Raw genomic sequence first — 21,406 nt, 5'->3', positions numbered from 1 at the left:
ATGAAAGAAAACAAATATGACGATAATATATTTTTTCAAAAATACAGTCAAATGAGTCGCTCACAGCAGGGACTAGCCGGTGCAGGAGAATGGGAAACATTGAGAAAGCTGCTGCCGGATTTTAAAGATAAGCGTGTGCTTGATTTAGGATGCGGCTATGGATGGCACTGTATTTATGCGATGGAACACGGAGCGTCTTCTGTTGTAGGTGTTGATATTTCTCATAAAATGCTCGAGGTAGCCAAAGAAAAAACACATTTTCCACAGGTTGAATATAAATGCTGTGCTATAGAAGATGTGGAATTCCCAGAGGAGAGTTTTGATGTAATATTAAGTTCACTTGCGTTTCACTATGTAGCAGATTATGAGATTTTAGTAAAAAAGATATATAGAATACTGAAGTCTGGTGGTAAGCTAGTTTTTACGGTTGAACATCCTGTTTTTACTGCCTATGGAACACAAGACTGGCATTATAACGAAAAAGGAGAAATACTGCATTTTCCGGTGGATAATTATTATTATGAGGGCAAACGGGCAGCTGTGTTTTTGGGAGAAAAGGTTACAAAATATCATAGAACACTGACCACATATCTAAATACACTGCTTTCAAATGGTTTTATAATAAATCATATTGTGGAGCCGCAGCCGCCGGAATACATGATGGATATTCCGGGGATGCAGGATGAAATGCGCCGTCCCATGATGCTGATTGTATCGGCGAACAAAAAAGTGGATAGATAGAACTAAAACACCTATAAGGTATAAATGGAGGTAATTTATGTTTAAAGAAAAAATTATTATAGAGATGAAAGAAGTATTCAAAGAAATTCCTTTTGGCATAGAGCATACTCTCAAAGTTTTGAAAAATGCAGAAGATATAATGAAAGGAGAAAATATCGGAGAGGAAGAAAAAGAATTCATCAGTATTATTGCTATACTACATGATATTGGTGCGGTTGAAGCACAAAAAAAATACGGTTCTATTGATGGTGTCTATCAAGAAAAGGAAGGACCAGAAGTAGCGAAAGAAATATTAAAAAAGGTAGATTATAACAAAAATATTGATAGAATATGCTTTATAATAGGCAACCACCATACTCCATCTAAAATTGATGGACTTGATTTTCAAATACAATGGGAAGCTGATTTGCTTGAAAATTTAACGGTTATGGATAAAGAAAAAGAACAGGAAAAGATAAAAAAGTGTATAGATGAAAACTTTAAAACAAACACAGGAAAAAGGATAGCTTATAATCGCTTTATTTTAGATTAGTAGTAGATTATTACAGTTATGTATTTTATATCGCAAAGAAAAAATAGTAGTTAAGTTTAACCCTAGGGTTAAATGATGAATATGTTGAGGGCATTTTTGTTTCTGGTGAAATGCAATCGCAGGGTCTAGGTAAAATTCTGCTGAATTATGCAAAGGATAAAAGGAATAAGTTGTACTTGAACATATACCAAAAGAACGCACGGGCAATATCTTTTTATAAGAGAGAAGAATTTGAGATTCAGCATAGTGGCTTAGATGAGGCTACCGGAGAAAAAGATTATGTAATGACATGGCAACACAAATAGAAATTCAAGTTTGCAGAACTGACCCAAAAGAGCTCGAAGGAGCTCTTTTTCCTTTTTTATAATAGTATCATTATGGTATAATAGAGACATTAAAATCGAAGTTTGTAAGGAACAGAAACTTTGAAGTTTACAGCGAGGTAAAAGTTTATGAATAACTATAATGAAGTGAAAAAATCATTTGGTACACAAGCAGAGAAATTTGCTTCATATCATATGTCTAAGGCAGAATATACCGATTATTTGATTCGTAGTATTCAGGCAAAGGGCAATGAACATGCATTGGAGGTTGCTGCTGGAACCTGTATATGTGGAAGAGCAGTGGCTCCTTATGTTAAGGACATTACTTGTTTGGATTTGACAGAAGCAATGTTGGAGCAGGGAAAAAAACTGGCAAAGCAAGAAGGTATTCAGAACATATCATTTGTATCGGGGAATGCGGAATGCTTACCTTTTGAAGATGAAACATTTGACCTTGTGATTACAAGACTTTCATTGCATCATTTTGTTGAGCCTGAAAAGCCTTTTCGGGAGATGCAACGAGTTTTGAAAAAAGGTGGAAAACTTGTTATTTGGGATATGGTAGCGACTACAGAAGAATTGCGTGAAACTAATGACGCTATTGAAACGATGCGTGATAACTCACATACAAGAATACTTAGCAGAGAAGAATTTGAAGCATTGTTTGAGGATGCTTTTGAGCTTCAGCTTGAAGAAACAACACTTGTTCCTGTAAATCTACAAAGTTGGATGGATTTGACAAGTACACCAGAGGATATTCAAAAAGATATTATTGATAAAATGGAATACGATTTGAATGGTGGAGATAAAACAGGTTTTAATCCCTATATCAAGGAGGGACAAATATGCTTTGACCATAGGTGGTTATTGCTGATTGGAAAAAAGGAAAACTAATCCCCATTTATCAAGAAAAAGAAACTTTCAGTTTGTATAACAGGAAAATTTAAATTTATCAAGCTGTTAATTTTGAAAATTTCTTTGAAAAACTATTGACTCCTACGCAACGTAATAGTTTACGATATGTTTATCGAGAGGAGGAAATGACAATGATGACAGTGAATGAGGTAAGTAAATTAACAGGAGTGAGTATACGCACTCTGCAGTATTATGATACCATTGGTCTCTTAAAACCTATTGAATATACAGAGTCAGGTTATAGGTTGTATGACGATACATCCTTGGAAAGGCTGCAACAAATTTTACTGTTTAAGGAATTGGAATTTCCGCTTAAGGAGATTAAAAAGATAATTGATGCCCCTAACTTTGACAGGAACAAAGCATTAGAGCAGCAGATTGAATTGCTAACTATGAAAAAAGAGCATCTTGAAAATCTTATTAGTTTCGCTCGAGGAATAAAAGGAATAGGAGTGAAATATATGGATTTTAAAGTATTTGATACAACAAAGATTGATGAGTATTCTAAACGAGCAAAAGAACAATGGGGACAAACCTCTGAGTATAAGGAGTTTGAAGAGAAAACAAAGAACTGGACGAAAGACGATGAAGCTACTGTTGCAAATGAGTTTATGCAATTATTTGTTGAATTCGGACAAATGAAAGAAATGGACCCAGAAGATGAACAGGTGCAGTTGCAGGTAAGGAAACTTCAGGATTACATTACAGATCATTTTTATACATGTTCTGATAAGATTTTATGCGGTCTTGGAAGAATGTATGCCGGTGGAGGAGAACTTACGGAAAATATTGATGATGTTGGAGGAGTTGGCACAGCAGAGTTTGCAAGTAAAGCTATTGATATATTTTATATGAGCAGAAGGTAAATTCAAGTTTGGAGAATTGAGAAAATCGGAATTTATCAGAAAATGAGGAATAGTTGAAATGGAGGCGCTATAATAACATGAAGATTGAAGGGAACCAGAAAGAACTGGATGCAATGGTAGAATTTCATAAGGGAAACCGTGTCGAGGGGCTGAGACTGCAAGAAGAATTTGCAGCGGAATTTCGTAAGGAGTATAAAGACAAAGATCACTGTCCTTGCCTGAAAGCCTGTCGTTATCACGGAAACTGTAAGGAATGTGTAGCAATCCACAGAGCACATCAAGAACATGTTCCTAATTGTATGCGACCATTGATTAATAAAAAATTGAAATTGATGTCAGAATTAACAGAGCATACCTTGGCAAATGAAATAGAAGCTCCACATGAGATTTTAAGAAAATAGGCAAGTCAAATTCAAGTTTGCAGAACTAATAGAGAAATAACATATAAAACAATAAATATGCCACCACAATTCCGTAATGATTAATGCTTGAAAGTCTCCTGAAAGAATGCTATAATACTGAGCGTAAAATTTGAGTGGACTTTTCCGGATTCGGTCATCTTTTTGCCACACAGCTATCTTGTGATAGCCGTGTGGCTTTTTTGTTGTCTGCATACTGGAAAATCTGGCAGAACGGAGGATGGAAGCTGCCGGACACTTTGTGGAGAGGAGGGAAAGTATGCAGACCAATAATAAAATGGCGGTCGCTCCTGTTGGAAAGCTCATCTGGCAAATGTCGATACCGCCGCTGATTTCCATGTTCCTGCAATATTCCTATAACCTGATAGACAGCGCGTTTGTGGCGCGGTTGAGTGAGAATGCATTGACCGCTGTTTCTCTGTCATTCCCGATTACAACATTGATGAATGCAGCGTCTATCTGGATCGGTGTCGGCGTGAATGTGCTGATAGCAGGGTATCTTGGACAGAAAAAGCAGGATGAGGCAAATGCAACTGTCACACATGGATTGTTACTGGCTTTTGGAATAGGTGCTTTGCTCAACCTTATGTCATTACTGATTATGAAACCCTATTTTCGGGCATTCACCAATAATGAAGAAATTTATCAGCTGAGCATCGCCTATATGAGTGTGTGCTCCTTCATGCAAATTCCCAATATGGTGCATATCGCCATCCAGAAGATGATACAGGCCACCGGGAACATGGTCGCTCCCATGTGGTTCCAGATTGCGGGCGTGGTCGTTAACTTCGTGTTCGACCCCATTCTGATTTTTGGGATTGGTATTTTCCCGGCTATGGGAATCCGCGGCGCTGCGGTAGCTACCGTTGCAGGCTATCTGCTGTCCATGATTTTGGCATTTGCTTTACTGCTGGGCAAAAAGCAGAAAGTGCAGGTAAAAATCAAAGGCTTTCATTTGAAAAAGCAGATGATCTACCGTATTTTTGCCTTTGGCCTGCCATCTTTTATCATGAACGCCCTCAGTTCGTTTGTGGTGACCTTTGTCAATCTGTTTTTGGTGGCGTATTCCGATACGGCGATCGCTTTCTTCGGCGCATATTTTAAGGTGCAGCAGCTGATTGTTATGACGGTAAACGGCTTGATTCAAGGCTGTTTGCCTGTCATGCGGTTTAACTACGGCGCAGGCAACAGCGAACGGCTGCATTCAGCTTTCCGATATGGAACTGTTTTGGTCACCGGCATGATGATACTGGGGACGTTGGCTGTCCTCCTCTTTCCGGCGCAGATTCTGGGATTGTTTATGGCGTCGGAAGCCATGCGCTCCTTTGGAATCTCCGCCATGCGGATCATGGCGGCAAGCTATCTGTTTTGCGGCCTTTCTACGATGATTTCCACCTATTTTCAGACCACAGAAAAAGTAGGGTCCAGCATGGCAATCCAATTATGCAGGCAAATGCTTTTCCTTGTGCCTGCCCTGTGGTGTCTGGACAAATTGTTCCAGCTGAACGGAATCTGGCTTGCATTTCCGGTTGCGGAAACCGCCACTTTGCTCGTTGCACTTGTGATGATGGCATGGCATCGACGCAAAAATATCTCATAACGTGTTTTGCGAAGGAGGAATTATGAACGACACTTTCATGAAAAAGAAACCGATATTGCCGCTGATTTTATCCATGTCCCTGCCGATGGTGTTATCCATGCTGGTCAACTCCCTCTACAACATTGTGGACAGCTTTTTTGTCGCGCAGATTAGCGAGGAGGCTATGACGGCATTATCATTGGTTTACCCGGTTCAAAATTTTATCAATGCTGCCGGAATTGGATTTGGCGTTGGGATCAATGCAGTGATCGCCTTGTATCTGGGCGCGGGGGATCACAGAAAAGCGGATCAGGCAGCCACGCAGGGACTTGTGCTTGCCGTGATTCATGGCGTTGTTATGACAGTCTGCTGTATTACGATCATGCCGGTTTTCCTGCGGATGTTCACTTCATCCGAAGCGGTCATTGAACTTGGCGTCCGCTATTCTGTCGTTGCGTTCGCCTTTACACTCATTGTTACCGTCAGCATGACGTTTGAGAAATTGTTCCAGGCAGTAGGAAACATGAAAACGACCATGATAAGCCTGATGTGCGGGTGCATCACAAACATTGTCTTAGATCCCGTTCTGATTTTTGGCTATGGACCATTCCCGGAAATGGGAATCGAAGGCGCTGCGCTGGCGACCGGCATCGGACAGGCTCTGACGCTGACGATTTACCTTGTAGTCTATCTTGCGCGGCCAATTCGCGTGCATATCCGCAGGCAGTACATTCTCCCCAGCAAAAAGATGGTAATAAAGCTGTACTCCATTGGCATTCCCGCAACCCTGAATCTCGCGCTTCCGTCTCTTTTGATTTCGGCGCTCAATGCGATTTTGGCGGCATATTCCGAAGTGTATATTCTGGTTTTGGGAATCTATTACAAATTGCAGACATTTGTCTATCTTCCAGCGAATGGCATTGTGCAGGGGATGCGCCCCCTGATCGGCTATAACTACGGCGCGGGGGAACACCAACGGGTCAGCCAGATCTTTAAGATCGTTTTGTGCATGAGTGGTATCATTATGGTGTTTGGGACAGTAATATGTCTGCTGATCCCCGGACAGTTGATGGGGCTGTTTACCCACACAGAAGCGACGATTCAGGCCGGGGAAACCGCCTTACGCATCATCGGGGCTGGGTTTATCGTCTCGGCGGTTTCTGTTACATCTTCCGGCGCATTGGAGGGACTTGGGAAAGGAACTCCCTCCTTACTGATTTCCCTTTGCCGGTATGTAGTGGTCATCATCCCGGCTGCGTTTTTACTCAGCAGGTTTTTCGGAGCGGTTGGCGTCTGGAATGCGTTTTGGATCACGGAAGCGATTACTGCGATCATTTCCCTTGTCATTTACCGCAAGGCAATCACAGGCCCGTGACGGCGGCCCGAAAGGAATGAATGCCTATACTATTTCAAGTGGCATTTTCCCGAAATATTTGAATGGAGAAAATATCATCTCCGTTCCGCTTGCAGAAAATGAAACAATGCATATTGGATATGTGCTGAATGAAAATCAGGAATTAAATGAACTTGGAAAAAGCTATCTGGAAGAATTATGGAAATATGCTCCAGCCAATCCATAGTCGTATGCTATGGATAATCATATAAAATAGGTGTTATGTATGTACCGCTGTTTGCTGATATAATAACAGCAGAAAGGTGGTTGATGATTATGCCTATGGCGGTACTGCGCAATTTTTGTATATGGGGTTAATTCTTTGCTTCTAAATGTAATGGAAGTGCTGAAGTACATCGGAGCAGCCTATATCCTGTGGCTTGCGATTCATATTGCTTTCAGTAAGCCGTCAACAGAAAACGCAGAGCAATCGGCATCGTTTCTGAAAGGCTTCATGCTGCAATTTGTCAATGTGAAGATCTATATGTTCGGAGTTACCGCACTAACGGGTTATGTTGTAGGATATATGTCCTCTTTTCCGGCTTTGCTGTTTTTTGAGCTGGTTATTGCAACAATCGGAACGATCGCAACCTGTACTTGGACTGGCTTGGGCGCACTGATTCAGAAGTTTTATCTACGGCATTTCCGTGTTATTAACATTATCCTTGCACTAACATTACTGGAGTGTATTTGGGGAATGTTAAGATAATTGTTGCTTTGAGAGCAATTCTAATTAACAAATTCAAGTTTGTTGAATTAAAAATGAAATAAAGTTCCAGTAATCATAGAGTGTATGGATTCAATTCCATATGCTCTTTTTCTTTACTTAATTTCATGAAAAATGTAAAAATCTAATGTTACGAGTTGCATTAAAGAAAACTCGTAAGAAAAAAGTAAAAAAATTTGCTTTTGACCACTGTAAAACATGCTCTGAGCGTTTCGTTATATGAAGGGATAATTTTTCTTTCATATTTCAAAGAAAAGAGGATAAAGAAATGTCAGAGAAAAGATGTTATACAGTTCAAGAGTTACAGGAAATCTTAGGAGTCAGCAGACCTACTATTTATAACCTTTTAAAGAAAAAGGAATTCCGGTGGATCCAGTTGGATGGCGGAAAGTATCGCATCTCTAAGAAGAGTTTCGATGACTGGCTCGATAACTTGGAACAGTAAAAAACAGGGTGTTGATCAGGCAGATTTTGTCTGCAATCGACATCCTAAATTTTTATCTGGATTTGAGATATGATATAAGAAAAAACACTAACACTAAAAAAGACAGGAAGTGAAGAATAAATGGCAACAGCAATTATGAAACAAAAAGAAGTTCCGGAAATGGACGATGTTGAAGAGATCATTTCAAAGATATCAGAAGACAGTCCTTACAAACGGCGCCCGACACAAAAGAGAACCTGGATGACCGTGCCGGAAATGGGAAAGCTGCTGGGATTAAAAAAGACAGATCGATACTGGCTGGTGCATAAAAATGTTTTTGAATCTAAAGAGATTGCCGGAAAGATACGAATCAATATTGCCAGCTTTGAAAAATGGTACGCCAATCAGATTAAATACCATAAAGTTACCGGAGAAGAACCAGGGAAAGAATTGAAATCCTGGTCCTATTCCGTTAAGGAAGTTGCGGATCTGTTGGGTGTTGATGAGTATCTTGTTTATGATTTACTCAAGAAAAATCAAATGGAAGCTGTTATTGTCGATTACTGGAAACGAATACCAAAAGAATCTTTTCAGAACTGGTACAAAAGCCAGTCCCGGTATCGAACAAAGGAAGACAGAGAAAAAGACGCTCTTCTGGAAGATGCAACAATTACGATGCCTGAGATGGCACAGCTGCTTGGAACAACCAGAAGCGCAGTATATACAATTCTTGATAATCCAAAGTATAGTCATTTTTTTGAATTCATTGTGATTGCAGAAAAGAAAAGGATCACAAAAGAGAGTTTTCAAAAATTTCTGGAAGGTCAGGATCGGTATAAGCTGGATCCATCGAATGATTATGAAGAACTTGCACAGGAACAAAATATTACCCTGGCTAATTTCCGGCGGAAGAAATTATCACAGACCGGAATACGAGGAAGCAATGGAAATATAAAGTATCTTACTTTTGATGAAGCTTCCTATCTGGCAAAGGTCAGCAGAAGCATGATCAACAAGTGGGCGGATAAAGGAAAGTTCACAGTAATAAAAGTTGGCAATCGAGTTAGGATCCGTCGGGATGAATTTGAGGACTGGATGGAGCAAAGAGAAGAAAAAAAGAAATTGAATATAAAAAAGAGATGGGATCATTTGTCGTCCGTAAATGCAAAACACTGGACGAGCTTATTACAGAATATGTTGCACTTTATGGCAAAGAAAACTGGGCGCTTTCTACATATGAAGGAAATGTCTCTCTTATCAATAACTATATTCTTCCGATCATTGGTGATACGAAACTCTCAGAGATCAATACCCGTTTCATCGAAAGATATTATCAGAGTCTTTTGAAGAGGCGTGCTGTTATCAATCCATTAAATAAAACCAGTCGAAATGAATTTGTATCGTCCAGTACGGTCAGGGATGTTAATAAGCTGCTCAGGAACTGTTTTGAACAGGCAGTGAAATGGGAACTGATGGAGAAGAATCCCTGTACTCATGCGACTGTACCAAAACATAAATCCCAAGCGGCTTTTCTCTGAGCGGGAGAAATATCATGTGTGGATTCAAAAGATGAATAAAAACGATGAAAAACATCCTGAATCGTACAATCCTTACTCATGATTCACCACCTTCCGGGTTGTCGAACGGGCTGCGGATCCCAAGAAGTGTCTTGTTGCTCACATGAAGGTAAACATCTGTAGAGCGAGGATCAACATGTCCCAGAAGTGACTGGATATATTTTATATCTGTGCCACTTTCGAATAAGTGGCTGGCAAAACTATGATGACATGCATGAGAGGAAACATGACGGGTAATGCCGGCGAGTTTAGCACTTTTCTTAAAGAACTGGTTAACACCGGTTATATCAAGATATCCACCGGTCCAGGAACTTGGAAAAAGGATATCTTTAGGGCGACCACATTTGTACCAATACTCAGTGAGAAGGTCTAAATTTTTTTGAGACAGAATCGTATACCTGTCAATTCTGCCTTTGGTTTCACGAACATGAATTGTCATGTTGGTACGGGAAATGTCATCATAATGGAGATGAACGACCTCCGATACACGTAATCCGGAAGAATACATAGTTGCAATAATCGCTTTATGTTTCAGATTCGGAGTGGCGTCAATGATTGCATTTATTTCATCGCGGGACAGAACAGCAGGAAGATTGCGCTCTCTTTTCATAGCCGGAACAGTGTCATCATCCCAGAGAATCTTCAGCACCTTTTTATATAAGAACTTGATTGCAGACCGATAGTGATTGTGAGTTTCAGGAGACCTTCCTTCCAGACGTTTGGCAGTAAGAAAACTTTCCGCATCTTCAAGTGTAAGATCAGAAACATTTTTTCCAATCCAACGAAGGAAGTAACTGACATCAGAGCAATACAGTTGAATAGTTCTTTCACGCAGGTTACGTTTTTCCGTTTCATTGCGGATGGATTCAAAAATATCTTTATACATAATAAAACCTCCAGAATAAGTAGTGTTAATAATTACATCTACCTATTCGGAGGTGCATTAGCGTCATAATTCCGATTGCGGAAGAGACTAGAAAATGTTATTCTTATCATAGGCAGTGGAGCTTTCTTAGTTCAGTTGTTTCGTGTGGTAACTTAACAATAACGGATTATGAAAAGTAATTCCACTGCTTTTTAATAAAAATAAAACTGCGCCACAGCCTTGGCAGGCCATCGCGCAGCGATTTTGTTCAATCGGGATTTGTTAAGTTGGTAGTAAATTTTTGCAATAATGAAGGTAAAGGAGAGCTTTTTATGAGTACAAGAAAGACGATAGGAGGGGCTTTGGGGGCCATCATTGTATTGATAGTAGCTCAAATATTAGCTCAGTTAGTGGCAAGTTTGTTTGTTTTGGTTAAAATTCCAGAAGGTATATGCAATATTATAGCAGGAATTATATATGTTGGATTAGCATTTGTTTTAAGTGAATTATTTTCAAAAAGACTACTTAAAATAAAAATAGAAAATTTGGGAATGCCAAAATTTTCAATTAAAGCTAAATGGATTATTGTAGGTGTATTATTACCTGTGACAGTAAAAGCGGTTTATCTTTTTTTCTTTTCTGGAAAGTACGTTTCTTCTGGAATGAATAGTAATCAGATTTTTTCAACACTGAGTGCTGGTATTGCTTTTACAGGCATAGCCGCTGGTTTTGTTGAAGAAATGGTTTTTCGAGGAGTTATTCTAAATCTGTTAAAAGAGAAATGGAATATTAAAGTAGCTGTATTAATTCCATCAGTTTTATTTGGATTAGTACATATTATAGGAATGGATTTTTCCATTATAAGTAGCCTGTTGGTTCTTATTGCAGGAACAATGGTGGGAATAATGTTCTCAATGGTTGCTATTGAAAGTGGTTCTGTTTGGAACAGCGGAATTGTCCATTCACTTTGGAATATTTTAATTATTGGCGGCGGTTTATCAATAAGCGAAAAGGCAGATGAATATTCGGTTATGACATATGTACTTGATTCAAAAGACTTTGTTTTCACTGGTGGAGAATTTGGAATTGAATCATCAATTATTGCACTATTAGGTTATGTTATAGTTACTTTAGCAGCAATATGTATGATTAAGAAAAAAAGCAAAAGTGTAATAAGTATCAAAAAACAAAATCCAGTTTGTTGAACTGAATCCGAAAAGCATTAGGCGCAGAGGAGATAGAATCCTTTGCGTAAAAGACTAACGAACATATTTAATGAAACATCGGAACCATCTTCTTTTTGTTGTCTACCTATAATAACGATTGGAGTAATCGATTATAGACACTGCAATCAAAAAAATCTGAAAATATATTTATCAACATTACATAAAAGTGTGTAGATGTACATAAAATGGGAATACATATTGAAATTCAGGTCGTTCTGTGATAGAATCTCATTACTAAAAAGTGTGTAGATGCACGGAAATGGGGAGTGTAACGATGGAGATTAAAAGAGACGCTTACCTACAGCAGCTGATCGAGCGAAAAGATAATGGAATGATAAAGGTGATTACCGGCATTCGTAGATGTGGCAAATCCTTTTTGCTGTTTACCATCTTTAAGAGATACTTACTGGAGAACGGCGTTGATGTTGATCATATTATTGAAATTGCATTGGATGGTATTGAGAACGGGGAATTAAGAGATCCCAAGGTATGCTTCAAGTACATCAAGGATGCCATGAAAGACGACGGGAAGTATTATCTCCTTTTGGATGAAGTGCAGTTCATGCCACGATTTGAGGAAGTGCTGAACAGCCTGCTCCGCATGAGCAATATTGATGTGTATGTCACCGGAAGTAATTCCAAGTTCCTGTCCAGCGACATTGTGACCGAATTCCGTGGCAGAGGTGATGAGATTAGAATCTACCCTCTCTCCTTTGCAGAGTTTTATTCTGTCTATGACGGCGATTATGATGATGCCTGGGATGACTACATGATCTACGGAGGATTGCCGCAGATCGTAAGTTTCCAGAGCGAACGACAGAAAGCGGACTATCTGAAGAACATCTTTGCAAATGTCTATCTGAAGGATGTTATTGAAAGAAATAAGATTCAGAACGTGGATGAGATTGGGATTCTGGTTGATGTGCTTGCATCTGCAATCGGCGCACCGACCAACCCTTCAAAGATTGCCAATACCTTTGCCAGTGAGCGCCAGATGACTTATGCTAATAAAACCATCTCCAAGCATATCGACCATTTGACAGATGCCTTTTTGATTTCCAAGGCAAGCCGATACGATATTAAGGGCAGAAAGTATATCGGTGCAAATCTGAAATACTACTTTACTGATCTGGGACTGAGAAATGCACGTCTGAATTTCAGACAGCAGGAGCCTACTCATATCATGGAGAACATTGTTTATAATGAGCTGCTGATCCGTGGCTACAATGTTGATGTGGGTGTCGTGGATATCTTCGATAAGGATAAAGAGGGCAAACGTGTTCGCAAGCAGTTGGAGGTTGACTTTGTGGTGAATCAAGGAAACCAGAGATACTATATCCAGGTTGCATATGACATGACTTCGGAAGAAAAACAGACGCAGGAGTTCAATTCTCTGCGTAATATCCCGGACTCTTTCAAGAAGATCGTCATTGTAAATGGCAGCAAAAAGCCTTGGAGAAATGATGAAGGTTTTGTCATCATGGGAATGAAGCATTTCTTGCTGAATGCGAATAGCCTGGAATTTTAAGTCGATTTGAGTTGTTGCTGTGGTGTTGTTCTATTTCAAAAAAGAGTGAAATGATATAAATAAGGCCACGGCTGATTTCATGTTGGAACAGCCGTGGCTCAGTTTATTTTTTTATCCGTACAAACGAGACTGTTCCGCAGATTATGTAGAACAGACAGAGTACGATTCCGATAGTGAGAACATACGAGAATAAATGGAAAGATACAGGTGGAAATTTTTTTCTCCCATATGGTGTTATCTCGAAAGTGTTCCGCGGAAAATATCTGGATGAGTTAAAAAGCCTGTGGAATGATTCTAAGCTTAAATTTCATGGTACAGCAGAGAAATATCAGAACAGCTATCGTTTTAAAGAACTTCTTGATAAGTGTTATGAAAAGAACTGGGTCTCTTACTGCAAAGAAACTTTCAATGGTGCACAGCCGGTTATCAATTATCTTGGAAAATATACCCACAGGATAGCAATCAGTAATCATCGAATCAAATCCATGACGGATACGACAGTTACATATGCAGTAAAAGACTATAAAAACGAAGGCCACTGGAAAGAGAAAACAATTTCAGGAGAAGAATTCATCCGTCGATTCATGATGCATGTTCCACCCAAACGATTTGTCAGAATCCGGCACTATGGTCTGCTATCATGTAGAAACAAGAGAAAAAAGATAACTCTCTGCAGAAACCTGCTTGGATGCAAGAAATACATTTCTACATTAAAAAATCTAAATGCAGTAGAAATGATAAAGGTTTTGTATCACATCGATGTATGCAAATGTTCTTCTTGCGGAGGGAATATGGTATCACCCCGCAAAGATAAATACAGTTCTTCTTTTCATGCACATGTGAGATGTTAAAATCTACAATTGCATAGAATAAATGACTTCCGCATAGGAGGTTTGTTTGTCATGCCTGAAATTGATTTCTTGAATAAAAAAACTTTTACCAAAACACCCAGTATGATAAACTTAAGGAAAAGAGCAATAATTGAATCCCCATAGCTATCGGCTAAAGGGACGCGACTTTGTTCACCAAGGTAAAATCGAAATTGAATACTGAAGGGATATATTTTAAAATGATACTAGAAACTGAAAGATTGATTTTAAGAAAGTGGACGCAAGATGATGCAGAAAGTTTGTTTACTTATGCAAAAAATCCAAAAGTAGGGCCAATTGCCGGATGGCCTCCTCACAAGGATATCGAATCAAGTAAATATGTTATTGACAATGTTTTCACCGGAGCAGAATGCTATGCAATCTGTGAAAAAGAGAATAATGTTGCAATAGGAGCTGTTGAACTAAAACTAAACGGACATACAGATATGACAGATAGAGATGATGAATGTGAACTTGGTTACTGGTTGGGAGAACCATTCTGGGGCAGAGGGTATATGCCAGAAGCGGCATATGCGCTTATGAAACGAGGATTTGAAACGCTTGAAATGACTACAATATGGTGTGGCTATTATGACGGAAATAAAAAGTCCAAAAGAGTACAGGAGAAACTTGGATTTATTTATCATCATACTTGCGATGAGGTTCCAGTACCATTGCTTAATGAGATAAGAGTTGGCCATACAAATGTCATAACAAAAGAGCAATGGAAAAGCCATACACAACCTGATGGAAAAATCCACGTAGCCAATATCGAAGAAGTGTAAAGAACCAATTATATCTGTTGGAGAGAGTGGTGAAAAGTTATGAAGTTATTATTTAAACAAAGGCTGTTTTCATGGTTTGACAGCTATGATATCTATGATGAAGCAGGCAACACTGTTTATGTAGTAAAAGGTCAGTTGTCCTGGGGACATAAACTTGTAATTTATGATGCCTATGGAAATGAAGTGGGAATGGTTGTTCAGAAAGTACTTACTTTTCTTCCTAAATTCGAAATTTATAAAAACGGCAGTTATATCGGATGCCTGAGCAAAGAATTCTCATTCCTGACGCCACATTATAATATTGATTACAATGGATGGCATATTGATGGAACCATTATGGAATGGGACTATAGCATTCTTGATCGAAGCGGTTATTCAATTGCACGGGTTAGTAAAGAACTGTTTCATATGACGGATACATATGTTATTGATGTGCAGGATCCAGGAAATGCGTTGGATGCGCTGATGTTTGTACTGGCAATCGATGCAGAAAAATGTTCCAGAAATTAAATAGTTGATCTTGTTACCGAAGATATTCGGAGATGGGGAGGTAGCATGGGATTATTCAAAAAGAAAATCGTGAAAAAAACATATGACAGAGAACAGATGAAACCAGTTATTCGTGCAAGCATTTGCACCGGAGAAGAAGTAGCAGGATTTAAAGATATACGGACCGGAAAAATCGAAGAGATCATGCTGATCAGATCGTCGGAAGACTTAGAAAAATTCAAAGAGATATATGAGATAACAGAGGAAATCTCAAAAGAATATTAGACATCTTCTGGGTTGTGGATGAACGCCAGGTATTCGTCTGTAAGCTTATAGGGAAAAAGGAGTTATTTTATAAAGGTGATGAAAATTACTTACATTAAACACAGTGGATTTTTAATTGAAACTAAAGATTGCTACTATATTTTTGACTATTATAAGGGTGAATTACCACTTCTTGACAAGAAAAAAGAAGTAATTGTTTTTTGCAGTCATTTTCATAAGGATCATTTTAATCCTGTGATTTTTGAGATCCTTGATGATATGGGCATGACATATCAGGCAATTTTGGCGAAAGATATACGCAAAAGAAAACATTTGTCAGATATGAAGATCACATATGTTTATCATGATCAGACTTATAATCTGGATAATGGCACTCAAGTCGATACATTGCTATCTAACGATAGTGGTGTAGCATTTATTGTTAAAACAAAGGAAGGCACCATTTATCATGCCGGTGACTTAAACGACTGGTATTGGGATGGTGAGCCGAAAGCTGACAATCAGAGACTTACTTCAGCATATCGTGCGGAGATCAGCAAAATCAAGGGTATGCATTTTGACGCTGCATTTGTCCCCTTAGATCCGAGGCAGGGAGATCACTATGCTGACGGAATCCTGTATTTCCTTAAAAATGTAGATTGCAATGTCATTTTTCCAATGCATTACTGGAATGATGCCAGTGTAATTAAGCGGTTTATTACTGAATGCCCACAATATAAGTCACGAATTAAAAACACAGAATGTACAAAAGAAGAAGAATTATGAAGTTTAAGATGATTCACGAAAACTACAATGTGTCAGATCTGGAGCGATCTATTAAATTTTACAACGAGGCTCTTGAGCTGCACGAAGTGAGAAGAAAGACTACAGATGATTTTATCATTGTGTATCTGAGCAACGATGTAAGTGATTTTGAGTTGGAACTTACCTGGCTTAAAGATCATCCACAGCCATATAATCTGGGTGAATGCGAATTCCACCTGGCATTCCAGGCAGAGGATTACGAGGCAGCACACAAAAAGCACAAAGAGATGGGATGCATTTGCTTCGAAAATGAAGCAATGGGAATTTATTTCATCGTAGATCCAGATGGCTACTGGCTTGAGATTCTGCCGTAAAGCTGGTTGAGAAATCGAAAAAAACTGATGTATATTGATAATTTTAAAATCGTTCACATAAGAAAAATATATTTGGAAACATTGTCTCAGGAATAAGAAGTGATTATGAAGTATTGCAATGGAGACCAGAGAGCAATCAATAAACCAGTGCGGGATCTTGATATCCAGTACCGGTATTATTATTTTATAGAGGCATCTTGCATATGTTATTAACAGACAATATAATAAATACATTGGAGCAGTTTCAAGAAATGAAGAACTTTCAATTTTTGAAAGTGGGTGACTATATGAAAACAATACATCAATATTATCTTCATTGATTTCTACTAATAAGGTCAGTCTGCTTCAGATCTGAGGTGCTTATCCGAAAATGATTATTGCTCGAACCAAACATCCAAAATATAGCTATGAAGGAATCAAGATTCACGACATAGCTGATTGGTTGTTGCAAGAATAAGCACCTTTGTATTTTGATAATGTATATGAATAAGAAATAACTGCCATACTGTGCAGTTGTACCCAAAATAAATTGTATGGGAAAGACAGTAAAAATAATACCGTCTGTAAGAATATACGGACGGAAATGGGATGTGGAGGCATGGAGTATGTTTAAAGAAATTGGGGATGAACGGGCTTTTAACGGGATTTTAAATCAGATCATAGAGAACATTCAGAATGGCAATCTCAAAGCGGGAGCTGCCCTTCCGGCAGAGCGGACAATGGCGGAGACCATGGGAGTGTCCAGACCGGCAGTCAGAGAAGCTCTGAGAGCACTGGAACTGTTGGGAATAGTAAAGCCGGTGCCGGGAGGCGGGAATTATATTACGGAGGATCTGGATACCTGGCTGATCGAACCCTTATCCATACTTTTTAAATTAAATCATGGATATCTGCGCCAGAATCAGCAGTTCCGTGCGGCACTGGAAAGAGAAGCAGCAATTCTTGCAGCGAGAAAGTGCACACCGCTGGATGCAGCAGAATTAAGGGTGATTCTTGCACGGCTGGACGTAGCAGAAGATGAAAAGATACGGGGCGAACTGGATCGCGAACTTCACCAGAAGATTGCAAAGATCGCAGATAACCCGATGGTTTACAGTGTCCTTGCGGCAGCGGATCAGCTGACTGAGAATATTGTTTCCGGGACGAGAGACTACATTATGAAAAAGAATAATTCTGCCAAAGAGGTTGATGACCAGCATCATCGGCTTGTTGAGGCGATCATCAACGGAGATGCAGAACAGGCGGAACGATGTATGTCCGAACATATGGATACGATTGAACGCTATATGGAAGAAATGCAAAAAAAATCCTGAGAAATTTTGGGCATTTTTACAGGATAAATTGATATGACCTCTATTGCGTTTTGGTAATACCAGTGGTATAATCAAAATACAAATTGGTAATGCCAATAAACAAAACTGGCAATGCCGGAAAGAGGGACGAAACAATGGGATATGTGAAATGGTCATATGAGACACTGAATCATTTTTGCGGAGACGTATTCAAGGCGTTTGGTTTTACAGAGGAAGAAAGCAATCAGATCAAGGATGTGCTTCTTACGGCTGACCTTTATGGAATAGAAAGTCATGGTATGCAGAGAATGGTGCGTTATCATAAGGGAATCGAAAAGGGAACGATCCATCCGCAGGCGAAGCCTGAAGTTGTATTTGAAACACCGATATCTGCAGTGATTGACGGCCATAATGGAATGGGACAGCTTATTTCCGTTTATGCAATGAAAAAAGCCATCGAAAAAGCCAAAAAAACCGGAGTTGGAATTGTAACTGTCCGTGAGTCCAATCATTTCGGTATTGCCGGATATTATGCAAAGATGGCGTGCGATGAGGGACTTTTGGGAATGGCCTGCACCAATTCAGAGGCTATTATGGTTCCTACGTTTGGCAAAAAAGCCATGCTTGGCTCAAACCCAATTGCAGTAGCTATGCCGGCAGACCCGTATCCGTTTTTCTTTGACTGTTCTACCACGGTAGTTACAAGAGGAAAACTCGAAATGTACAACAAAATGGAGAAACCGCTTCCTGATGGATGGGCGCTGGATAAAGATGGTCATGCAAGCACAGATGCACCGGATGTCCTTGCCAATATTGTTGCAAAGAAGGGTGGCGGAATCATGCCTCTTGGTGGAAATGAAGAAGTTACAGGAAGCCACAAGGGATATGGATATGGTATGCTGTGTGAACTGTTCAGTTCCATTCTTTCCATGGGTGTCACTTCGGATCATTGCTGCACATTCCCGGATAAAACAGGAATCTGCCATGGATTTATGGCAATCGATCCGGCTTTATTTGGTGATCCTCAGGCAATCCGCAGACATTTTTCAGAATACCTGGAAGCTTTGAGAGAAAGCCCGAAGGCAGAAGGCAAAGACCGTATTTATACACATGGTGAAAAAGAAGTTTTTGCAGAAAAAGAAAGAAGAGAGCATGGATTACCTGTAAACGATAATACGATGGTCGAACTTGCTAATCTGTGTGGATATCTCAAACTTGACTTTGATAAATATTTTGACGGATATGAGCTTCCAAAAGAAAGCAAATTCTTTACCGGTAATTATTAATAGATTAGAAGATTACTGTGAACGGAGTGAACAGCAACAATAGAAGAGTCGAATGATACGTTTTCACAAAATTTAAGATATCAGGGAGGACAATAGAAATGGATTATGCAAAAGAATCTTTAAGATTGCATGGAGAATGGAAAGGTAAGATTGAAGTTGTAACAAGAGTACCTGTAGAAAATAAGGATGATCTGTCTCTTGCCTATACACCAGGTGTTGCACAGCCTTGTCTCGAAATCCAGAAGGATGTGGATAAATCTTATGATCTTACCAGAAGATGGAACATGTGTCTGGTAGTAACTGACGGCTCAGCTGTTCTTGGACTTGGAAACATTGGACCAGAGGCCGGAATGCCGGTAATGGAAGGAAAATGTGTACTTTTCAAGGCGTTTGGCGATGTAGATGCATTCCCTCTTTGCATCAAGAGCAATGATGTGGATGAGATCGTTAATACAATTTATCTGATCTCAGGTTCTTTTGGCGGAGTAAATCTGGAAGATATTTCAGCACCGAGATGCTTTGAGATTGAGAAGAAATTAAAAGAAAAATGTGATATCCCGATCTTCCACGACGATCAACACGGTACAGCTATCATCACTCTTGCTGGTCTGACCAATGCACTGAAGGTTGTAGGAAAGAAAAAAGAAGATGTTCGTATCGTTATGAACGGAGCAGGAGCTGCGGCAATCTCTATCGCACGTCTCCTTCTGACGGCAGGATTCAAAGATATCACTCTCTGCGACAGAAAGGGTGCAATCTATGAGGGACGCCCGGAAGGTATGAATCCGATCAAAGATGAAATGGCTAAAGTTACCAACCTGGCTAAAAAATCCGGTTCTCTTGCAGATATGCTGGTCGGCGCAGATGTATTTATCGGTGTTTCCGCACCAGGTGCCGTTACAACAGAGATGGTTAAGACCATGAATAAAGATGCAGTTGTTTTTGCATGTGCAAACCCGACTCCGGAGATCTTCCCGGATGACGCAAAGGCAGGCGGAGCAAAAGTTGTTTCTACAGGAAGAAGTGATTTCCCGAACCAGATTAACAATGTACTTGCTTTCCCTGGAATCTTCCGTGGTGCATTTGATGTGAGAGCAAAAGAGATCAATGATGAGATGAAGCTGGCAGCGTCTGAAGCACTTGCTAATCTGATCACAGATGAGGAACTTTCTCCGGAATATATCATTCCGAAGGCATTTGATAAGAGAGTAGGACCGGCAGTAGCCAAAGCGGTTGCTGAGGCAGCAAAGAGAACCGGTGTAGCCCGTATTTAAAAGACATACAATTTAATAATTAAGATAGGCAATTCTCCCCGGCATGACTTATAATAAGGACAGCAAGGACGTGTGACTGCAATAGATTTTACTTCAAGGAAACGTCCGCAGTATGCCGGGGAGTGTCTTTTTTTACATATTCTATAGGCGTAACCCTTTAATATCTTTAATACGTGATAAGATTGTATTGCAGCTGCAGCTGACAATACCAGGCAGAGGATCAATGACATTGTGCAGAAAGAGCTCCATTTCATCACTAGATGAAGCAACGGCATGTACATGAAGCCTGTCCCTTCCAGTGACACGGTAAATTTGTGTAACTATATCATTTTGGTATAATAGATTTGTTACCTGTGGCAGATGCTCAGGTTTTGTTTCAATCTCAAAATAGCATGACACAGCACCGCTGATTTTTTGTGGATTTATTATCGTTGTATATTCTTCAATTACGCCTTTTTTCTCCAAAGCCTGAATCCGGGCTTTTACTGCGACTCTGGAAATCCCGATTTCTTCACCAATATCAGAGTAAGAGATGCGTGCATTTTCTATCAGTAACTGGATAATCTTCTGATCCAGTTTATCTAAACCGTCCAGGTACATAAGTATTCCTCCTGTAAAATAATATTCGCTGGATATCATTTTTTCTTAAATATCATATCATTCATATTACTAAAAGTAAACAGAAGCTTGACTTGACTTGCAAATTACGTTCAAACGGAATGCCAGTTCCGCTACTGCGGAACGGCTATTCCATTTTTAACGGTACGAAGTACCGCTAGATGATATCATTCTGTTTCACGCATATTTATACCGTTCATTTCCAGACGATATGTATGATGTTTATCTGTGATTCGTGTAAGGCACGCATCAGCGTAGGTATTATCAGCAAACAT

At 39.5% G+C, this 21,406-nt stretch carries 23 protein-coding genes and 5 pseudogenes; 25 read left to right on the top strand and 3 right to left on the bottom strand.

The genetic code is table 11. The annotated features are described in order from the left end of the window. From H8S54_RS07075 to H8S54_RS07015, 13 genes and pseudogenes are all read left to right on the top strand, one after another. On the top strand, positions 1 to 741 hold the full coding sequence (locus tag H8S54_RS07075) for a class I SAM-dependent methyltransferase (RefSeq protein ID WP_119981914.1): 741 nt from the start codon (positions 1 to 3) through the stop codon (positions 739 to 741). Positions 742 to 778: 37 nt separating this feature from the next. Further along, on the top strand, positions 779 to 1,273 hold the full coding sequence (locus H8S54_RS07070) for an HD domain-containing protein (RefSeq protein ID WP_173768562.1): 495 nt from the start codon (positions 779 to 781) through the stop codon (positions 1,271 to 1,273). A 92-nt stretch (positions 1,274 to 1,365) separates the two neighbouring features. After that, a complete protein-coding gene (locus H8S54_RS07065) occupies positions 1,366 to 1,578 on the top strand; it encodes a GNAT family N-acetyltransferase (protein WP_330385761.1) in 213 nt (70 codons plus the stop codon). Between the two features lie 147 nt (positions 1,579 to 1,725). Next, positions 1,726 to 2,490: a class I SAM-dependent methyltransferase gene (locus H8S54_RS07060; protein ID WP_023924069.1), complete on the top strand. Its 765-nt coding sequence runs from the start codon at positions 1,726 to 1,728 to the stop codon at positions 2,488 to 2,490. Positions 2,491 to 2,642: 152 nt separating this feature from the next. Further along, a complete protein-coding gene (locus H8S54_RS07055) occupies positions 2,643 to 3,377 on the top strand; it encodes a MerR family transcriptional regulator (RefSeq protein WP_004612415.1) in 735 nt (244 codons plus the stop codon). 77 nt (positions 3,378 to 3,454) lie between these two features. Next, positions 3,455 to 3,778, top strand: coding sequence for a hypothetical protein (locus H8S54_RS07050; protein ID WP_004613237.1), 324 nt, complete (start codon positions 3,455 to 3,457; stop codon positions 3,776 to 3,778). A gap of 277 nt (positions 3,779 to 4,055) precedes the next feature. Continuing rightward, positions 4,056 to 5,396, top strand: a complete 1,341-nt coding sequence (locus H8S54_RS07045) for an MATE family efflux transporter (RefSeq protein WP_117854928.1) — start codon at positions 4,056 to 4,058, stop codon at positions 5,394 to 5,396. Positions 5,397 to 5,418: 22 nt separating this feature from the next. Then, the gene (locus tag H8S54_RS07040; protein ID WP_186901175.1) at positions 5,419 to 6,750 is read left to right on the top strand and encodes an MATE family efflux transporter; all 1,332 of its coding nucleotides are present in this window, start codon (positions 5,419 to 5,421) and stop codon (positions 6,748 to 6,750) included. 13 nt (positions 6,751 to 6,763) lie between these two features. Further along, a pseudogene (locus H8S54_RS07035) lies at positions 6,764 to 6,955 on the top strand (LysR family transcriptional regulator); the annotation flags it as partial. Positions 6,956 to 7,066: 111 nt separating this feature from the next. Then, positions 7,067 to 7,477, top strand: coding sequence for a LysE family transporter (locus H8S54_RS07030; protein ID WP_278286633.1), 411 nt, complete (start codon positions 7,067 to 7,069; stop codon positions 7,475 to 7,477). A 286-nt stretch (positions 7,478 to 7,763) separates the two neighbouring features. Beyond that, positions 7,764 to 7,940 (top strand): helix-turn-helix domain-containing protein, encoded by a 177-nt coding sequence (locus tag H8S54_RS07025; protein WP_003864535.1) that lies wholly within the window; start codon positions 7,764 to 7,766, stop codon positions 7,938 to 7,940. 120 nt (positions 7,941 to 8,060) lie between these two features. Beyond that, a pseudogene (locus H8S54_RS18560) lies at positions 8,061 to 8,966 on the top strand (helix-turn-helix domain-containing protein); the annotation flags it as partial. A 92-nt stretch (positions 8,967 to 9,058) separates the two neighbouring features. Next, positions 9,059 to 9,457, top strand: a complete 399-nt coding sequence (locus tag H8S54_RS07015) for a tyrosine-type recombinase/integrase (RefSeq protein ID WP_243000487.1) — start codon at positions 9,059 to 9,061, stop codon at positions 9,455 to 9,457. A gap of 76 nt (positions 9,458 to 9,533) precedes the next feature. Here the strand turns inward: H8S54_RS07015 and H8S54_RS07010 are convergent, their stop codons facing one another. Continuing rightward, positions 9,534 to 10,382 (bottom strand): tyrosine-type recombinase/integrase, encoded by an 849-nt coding sequence (locus tag H8S54_RS07010; RefSeq protein WP_186901174.1) that lies wholly within the window; start codon positions 10,380 to 10,382, stop codon positions 9,534 to 9,536. Between the two features lie 311 nt (positions 10,383 to 10,693). On the opposite strand from H8S54_RS07010, the gene H8S54_RS07005 reads away from it, so the two are divergent. From H8S54_RS07005 to H8S54_RS06955, 12 genes and pseudogenes are all read left to right on the top strand, one after another. After that, positions 10,694 to 11,566 carry a CPBP family intramembrane glutamic endopeptidase gene (locus H8S54_RS07005; RefSeq protein ID WP_117853979.1) on the top strand — a complete coding sequence of 291 codons (873 nt, stop codon included), beginning with the start codon at positions 10,694 to 10,696 and terminating at the stop codon, positions 11,564 to 11,566. A gap of 295 nt (positions 11,567 to 11,861) precedes the next feature. Further along, entirely contained in the window at positions 11,862 to 13,115 is a 1,254-nt protein-coding gene (locus H8S54_RS07000) for an ATP-binding protein (protein ID WP_117853977.1), read from the top strand. Between the two features lie 185 nt (positions 13,116 to 13,300). Continuing rightward, positions 13,301 to 13,966, top strand: a pseudogene (locus H8S54_RS06995) (IS91 family transposase); the annotation flags it as partial. Positions 13,967 to 14,133: 167 nt separating this feature from the next. Then, positions 14,134 to 14,769 carry a GNAT family N-acetyltransferase gene (locus tag H8S54_RS06990; RefSeq protein ID WP_330600129.1) on the top strand — a complete coding sequence of 212 codons (636 nt, stop codon included), beginning with the start codon at positions 14,134 to 14,136 and terminating at the stop codon, positions 14,767 to 14,769. Positions 14,770 to 14,808: 39 nt separating this feature from the next. After that, positions 14,809 to 15,279 carry an LURP-one-related/scramblase family protein gene (locus H8S54_RS06985; protein WP_015514812.1) on the top strand — a complete coding sequence of 157 codons (471 nt, stop codon included), beginning with the start codon at positions 14,809 to 14,811 and terminating at the stop codon, positions 15,277 to 15,279. Between the two features lie 45 nt (positions 15,280 to 15,324). Continuing rightward, entirely contained in the window at positions 15,325 to 15,543 is a 219-nt protein-coding gene (locus tag H8S54_RS06980; RefSeq protein ID WP_117853974.1) for an aspartate dehydrogenase, read from the top strand. 78 nt (positions 15,544 to 15,621) lie between these two features. Further along, positions 15,622 to 16,308: an MBL fold metallo-hydrolase gene (locus H8S54_RS06975; protein ID WP_186901189.1), complete on the top strand. Its 687-nt coding sequence runs from the start codon at positions 15,622 to 15,624 to the stop codon at positions 16,306 to 16,308. Then, positions 16,305 to 16,661 carry a VOC family protein gene (locus tag H8S54_RS06970; RefSeq protein WP_186901173.1) on the top strand — a complete coding sequence of 119 codons (357 nt, stop codon included), beginning with the start codon at positions 16,305 to 16,307 and terminating at the stop codon, positions 16,659 to 16,661. The genes H8S54_RS06975 and H8S54_RS06970 overlap by 4 nt, the downstream gene beginning before the upstream one ends. A gap of 358 nt (positions 16,662 to 17,019) precedes the next feature. Continuing rightward, a pseudogene (locus H8S54_RS18895) lies at positions 17,020 to 17,118 on the top strand (ATP-binding protein); the annotation flags it as partial. A gap of 148 nt (positions 17,119 to 17,266) precedes the next feature. Then, positions 17,267 to 17,974, top strand: a complete 708-nt coding sequence (locus H8S54_RS06965) for a FadR/GntR family transcriptional regulator (RefSeq protein WP_173766343.1) — start codon at positions 17,267 to 17,269, stop codon at positions 17,972 to 17,974. A gap of 134 nt (positions 17,975 to 18,108) precedes the next feature. Further along, the gene (locus H8S54_RS06960) at positions 18,109 to 19,239 is read left to right on the top strand and encodes an Ldh family oxidoreductase (protein ID WP_186901172.1); all 1,131 of its coding nucleotides are present in this window, start codon (positions 18,109 to 18,111) and stop codon (positions 19,237 to 19,239) included. A gap of 98 nt (positions 19,240 to 19,337) precedes the next feature. Continuing rightward, on the top strand, positions 19,338 to 20,513 hold the full coding sequence (locus H8S54_RS06955) for an NAD(P)-dependent malic enzyme (RefSeq protein ID WP_173766339.1): 1,176 nt from the start codon (positions 19,338 to 19,340) through the stop codon (positions 20,511 to 20,513). Positions 20,514 to 20,654: 141 nt separating this feature from the next. Here H8S54_RS06955 and H8S54_RS06950 read toward each other — a convergent pair whose 3' ends face one another. Then, a complete protein-coding gene (locus H8S54_RS06950) occupies positions 20,655 to 21,113 on the bottom strand; it encodes an Lrp/AsnC family transcriptional regulator (protein ID WP_186901171.1) in 459 nt (152 codons plus the stop codon). A gap of 185 nt (positions 21,114 to 21,298) precedes the next feature. Beyond that, a pseudogene (locus H8S54_RS19540) lies at positions 21,299 to 21,406 on the bottom strand (DNA replication protein); the annotation flags it as partial.

This window comes from Blautia segnis, assembly GCF_014287535.1.
GTDB lineage: Bacteria > Bacillota > Clostridia > Lachnospirales > Lachnospiraceae > Blautia_A > Blautia_A acetigignens.
The sequence above is the reverse complement of the archived record's forward strand: the minus strand, read 5'-3'. Positions and strand labels throughout refer to the sequence as shown.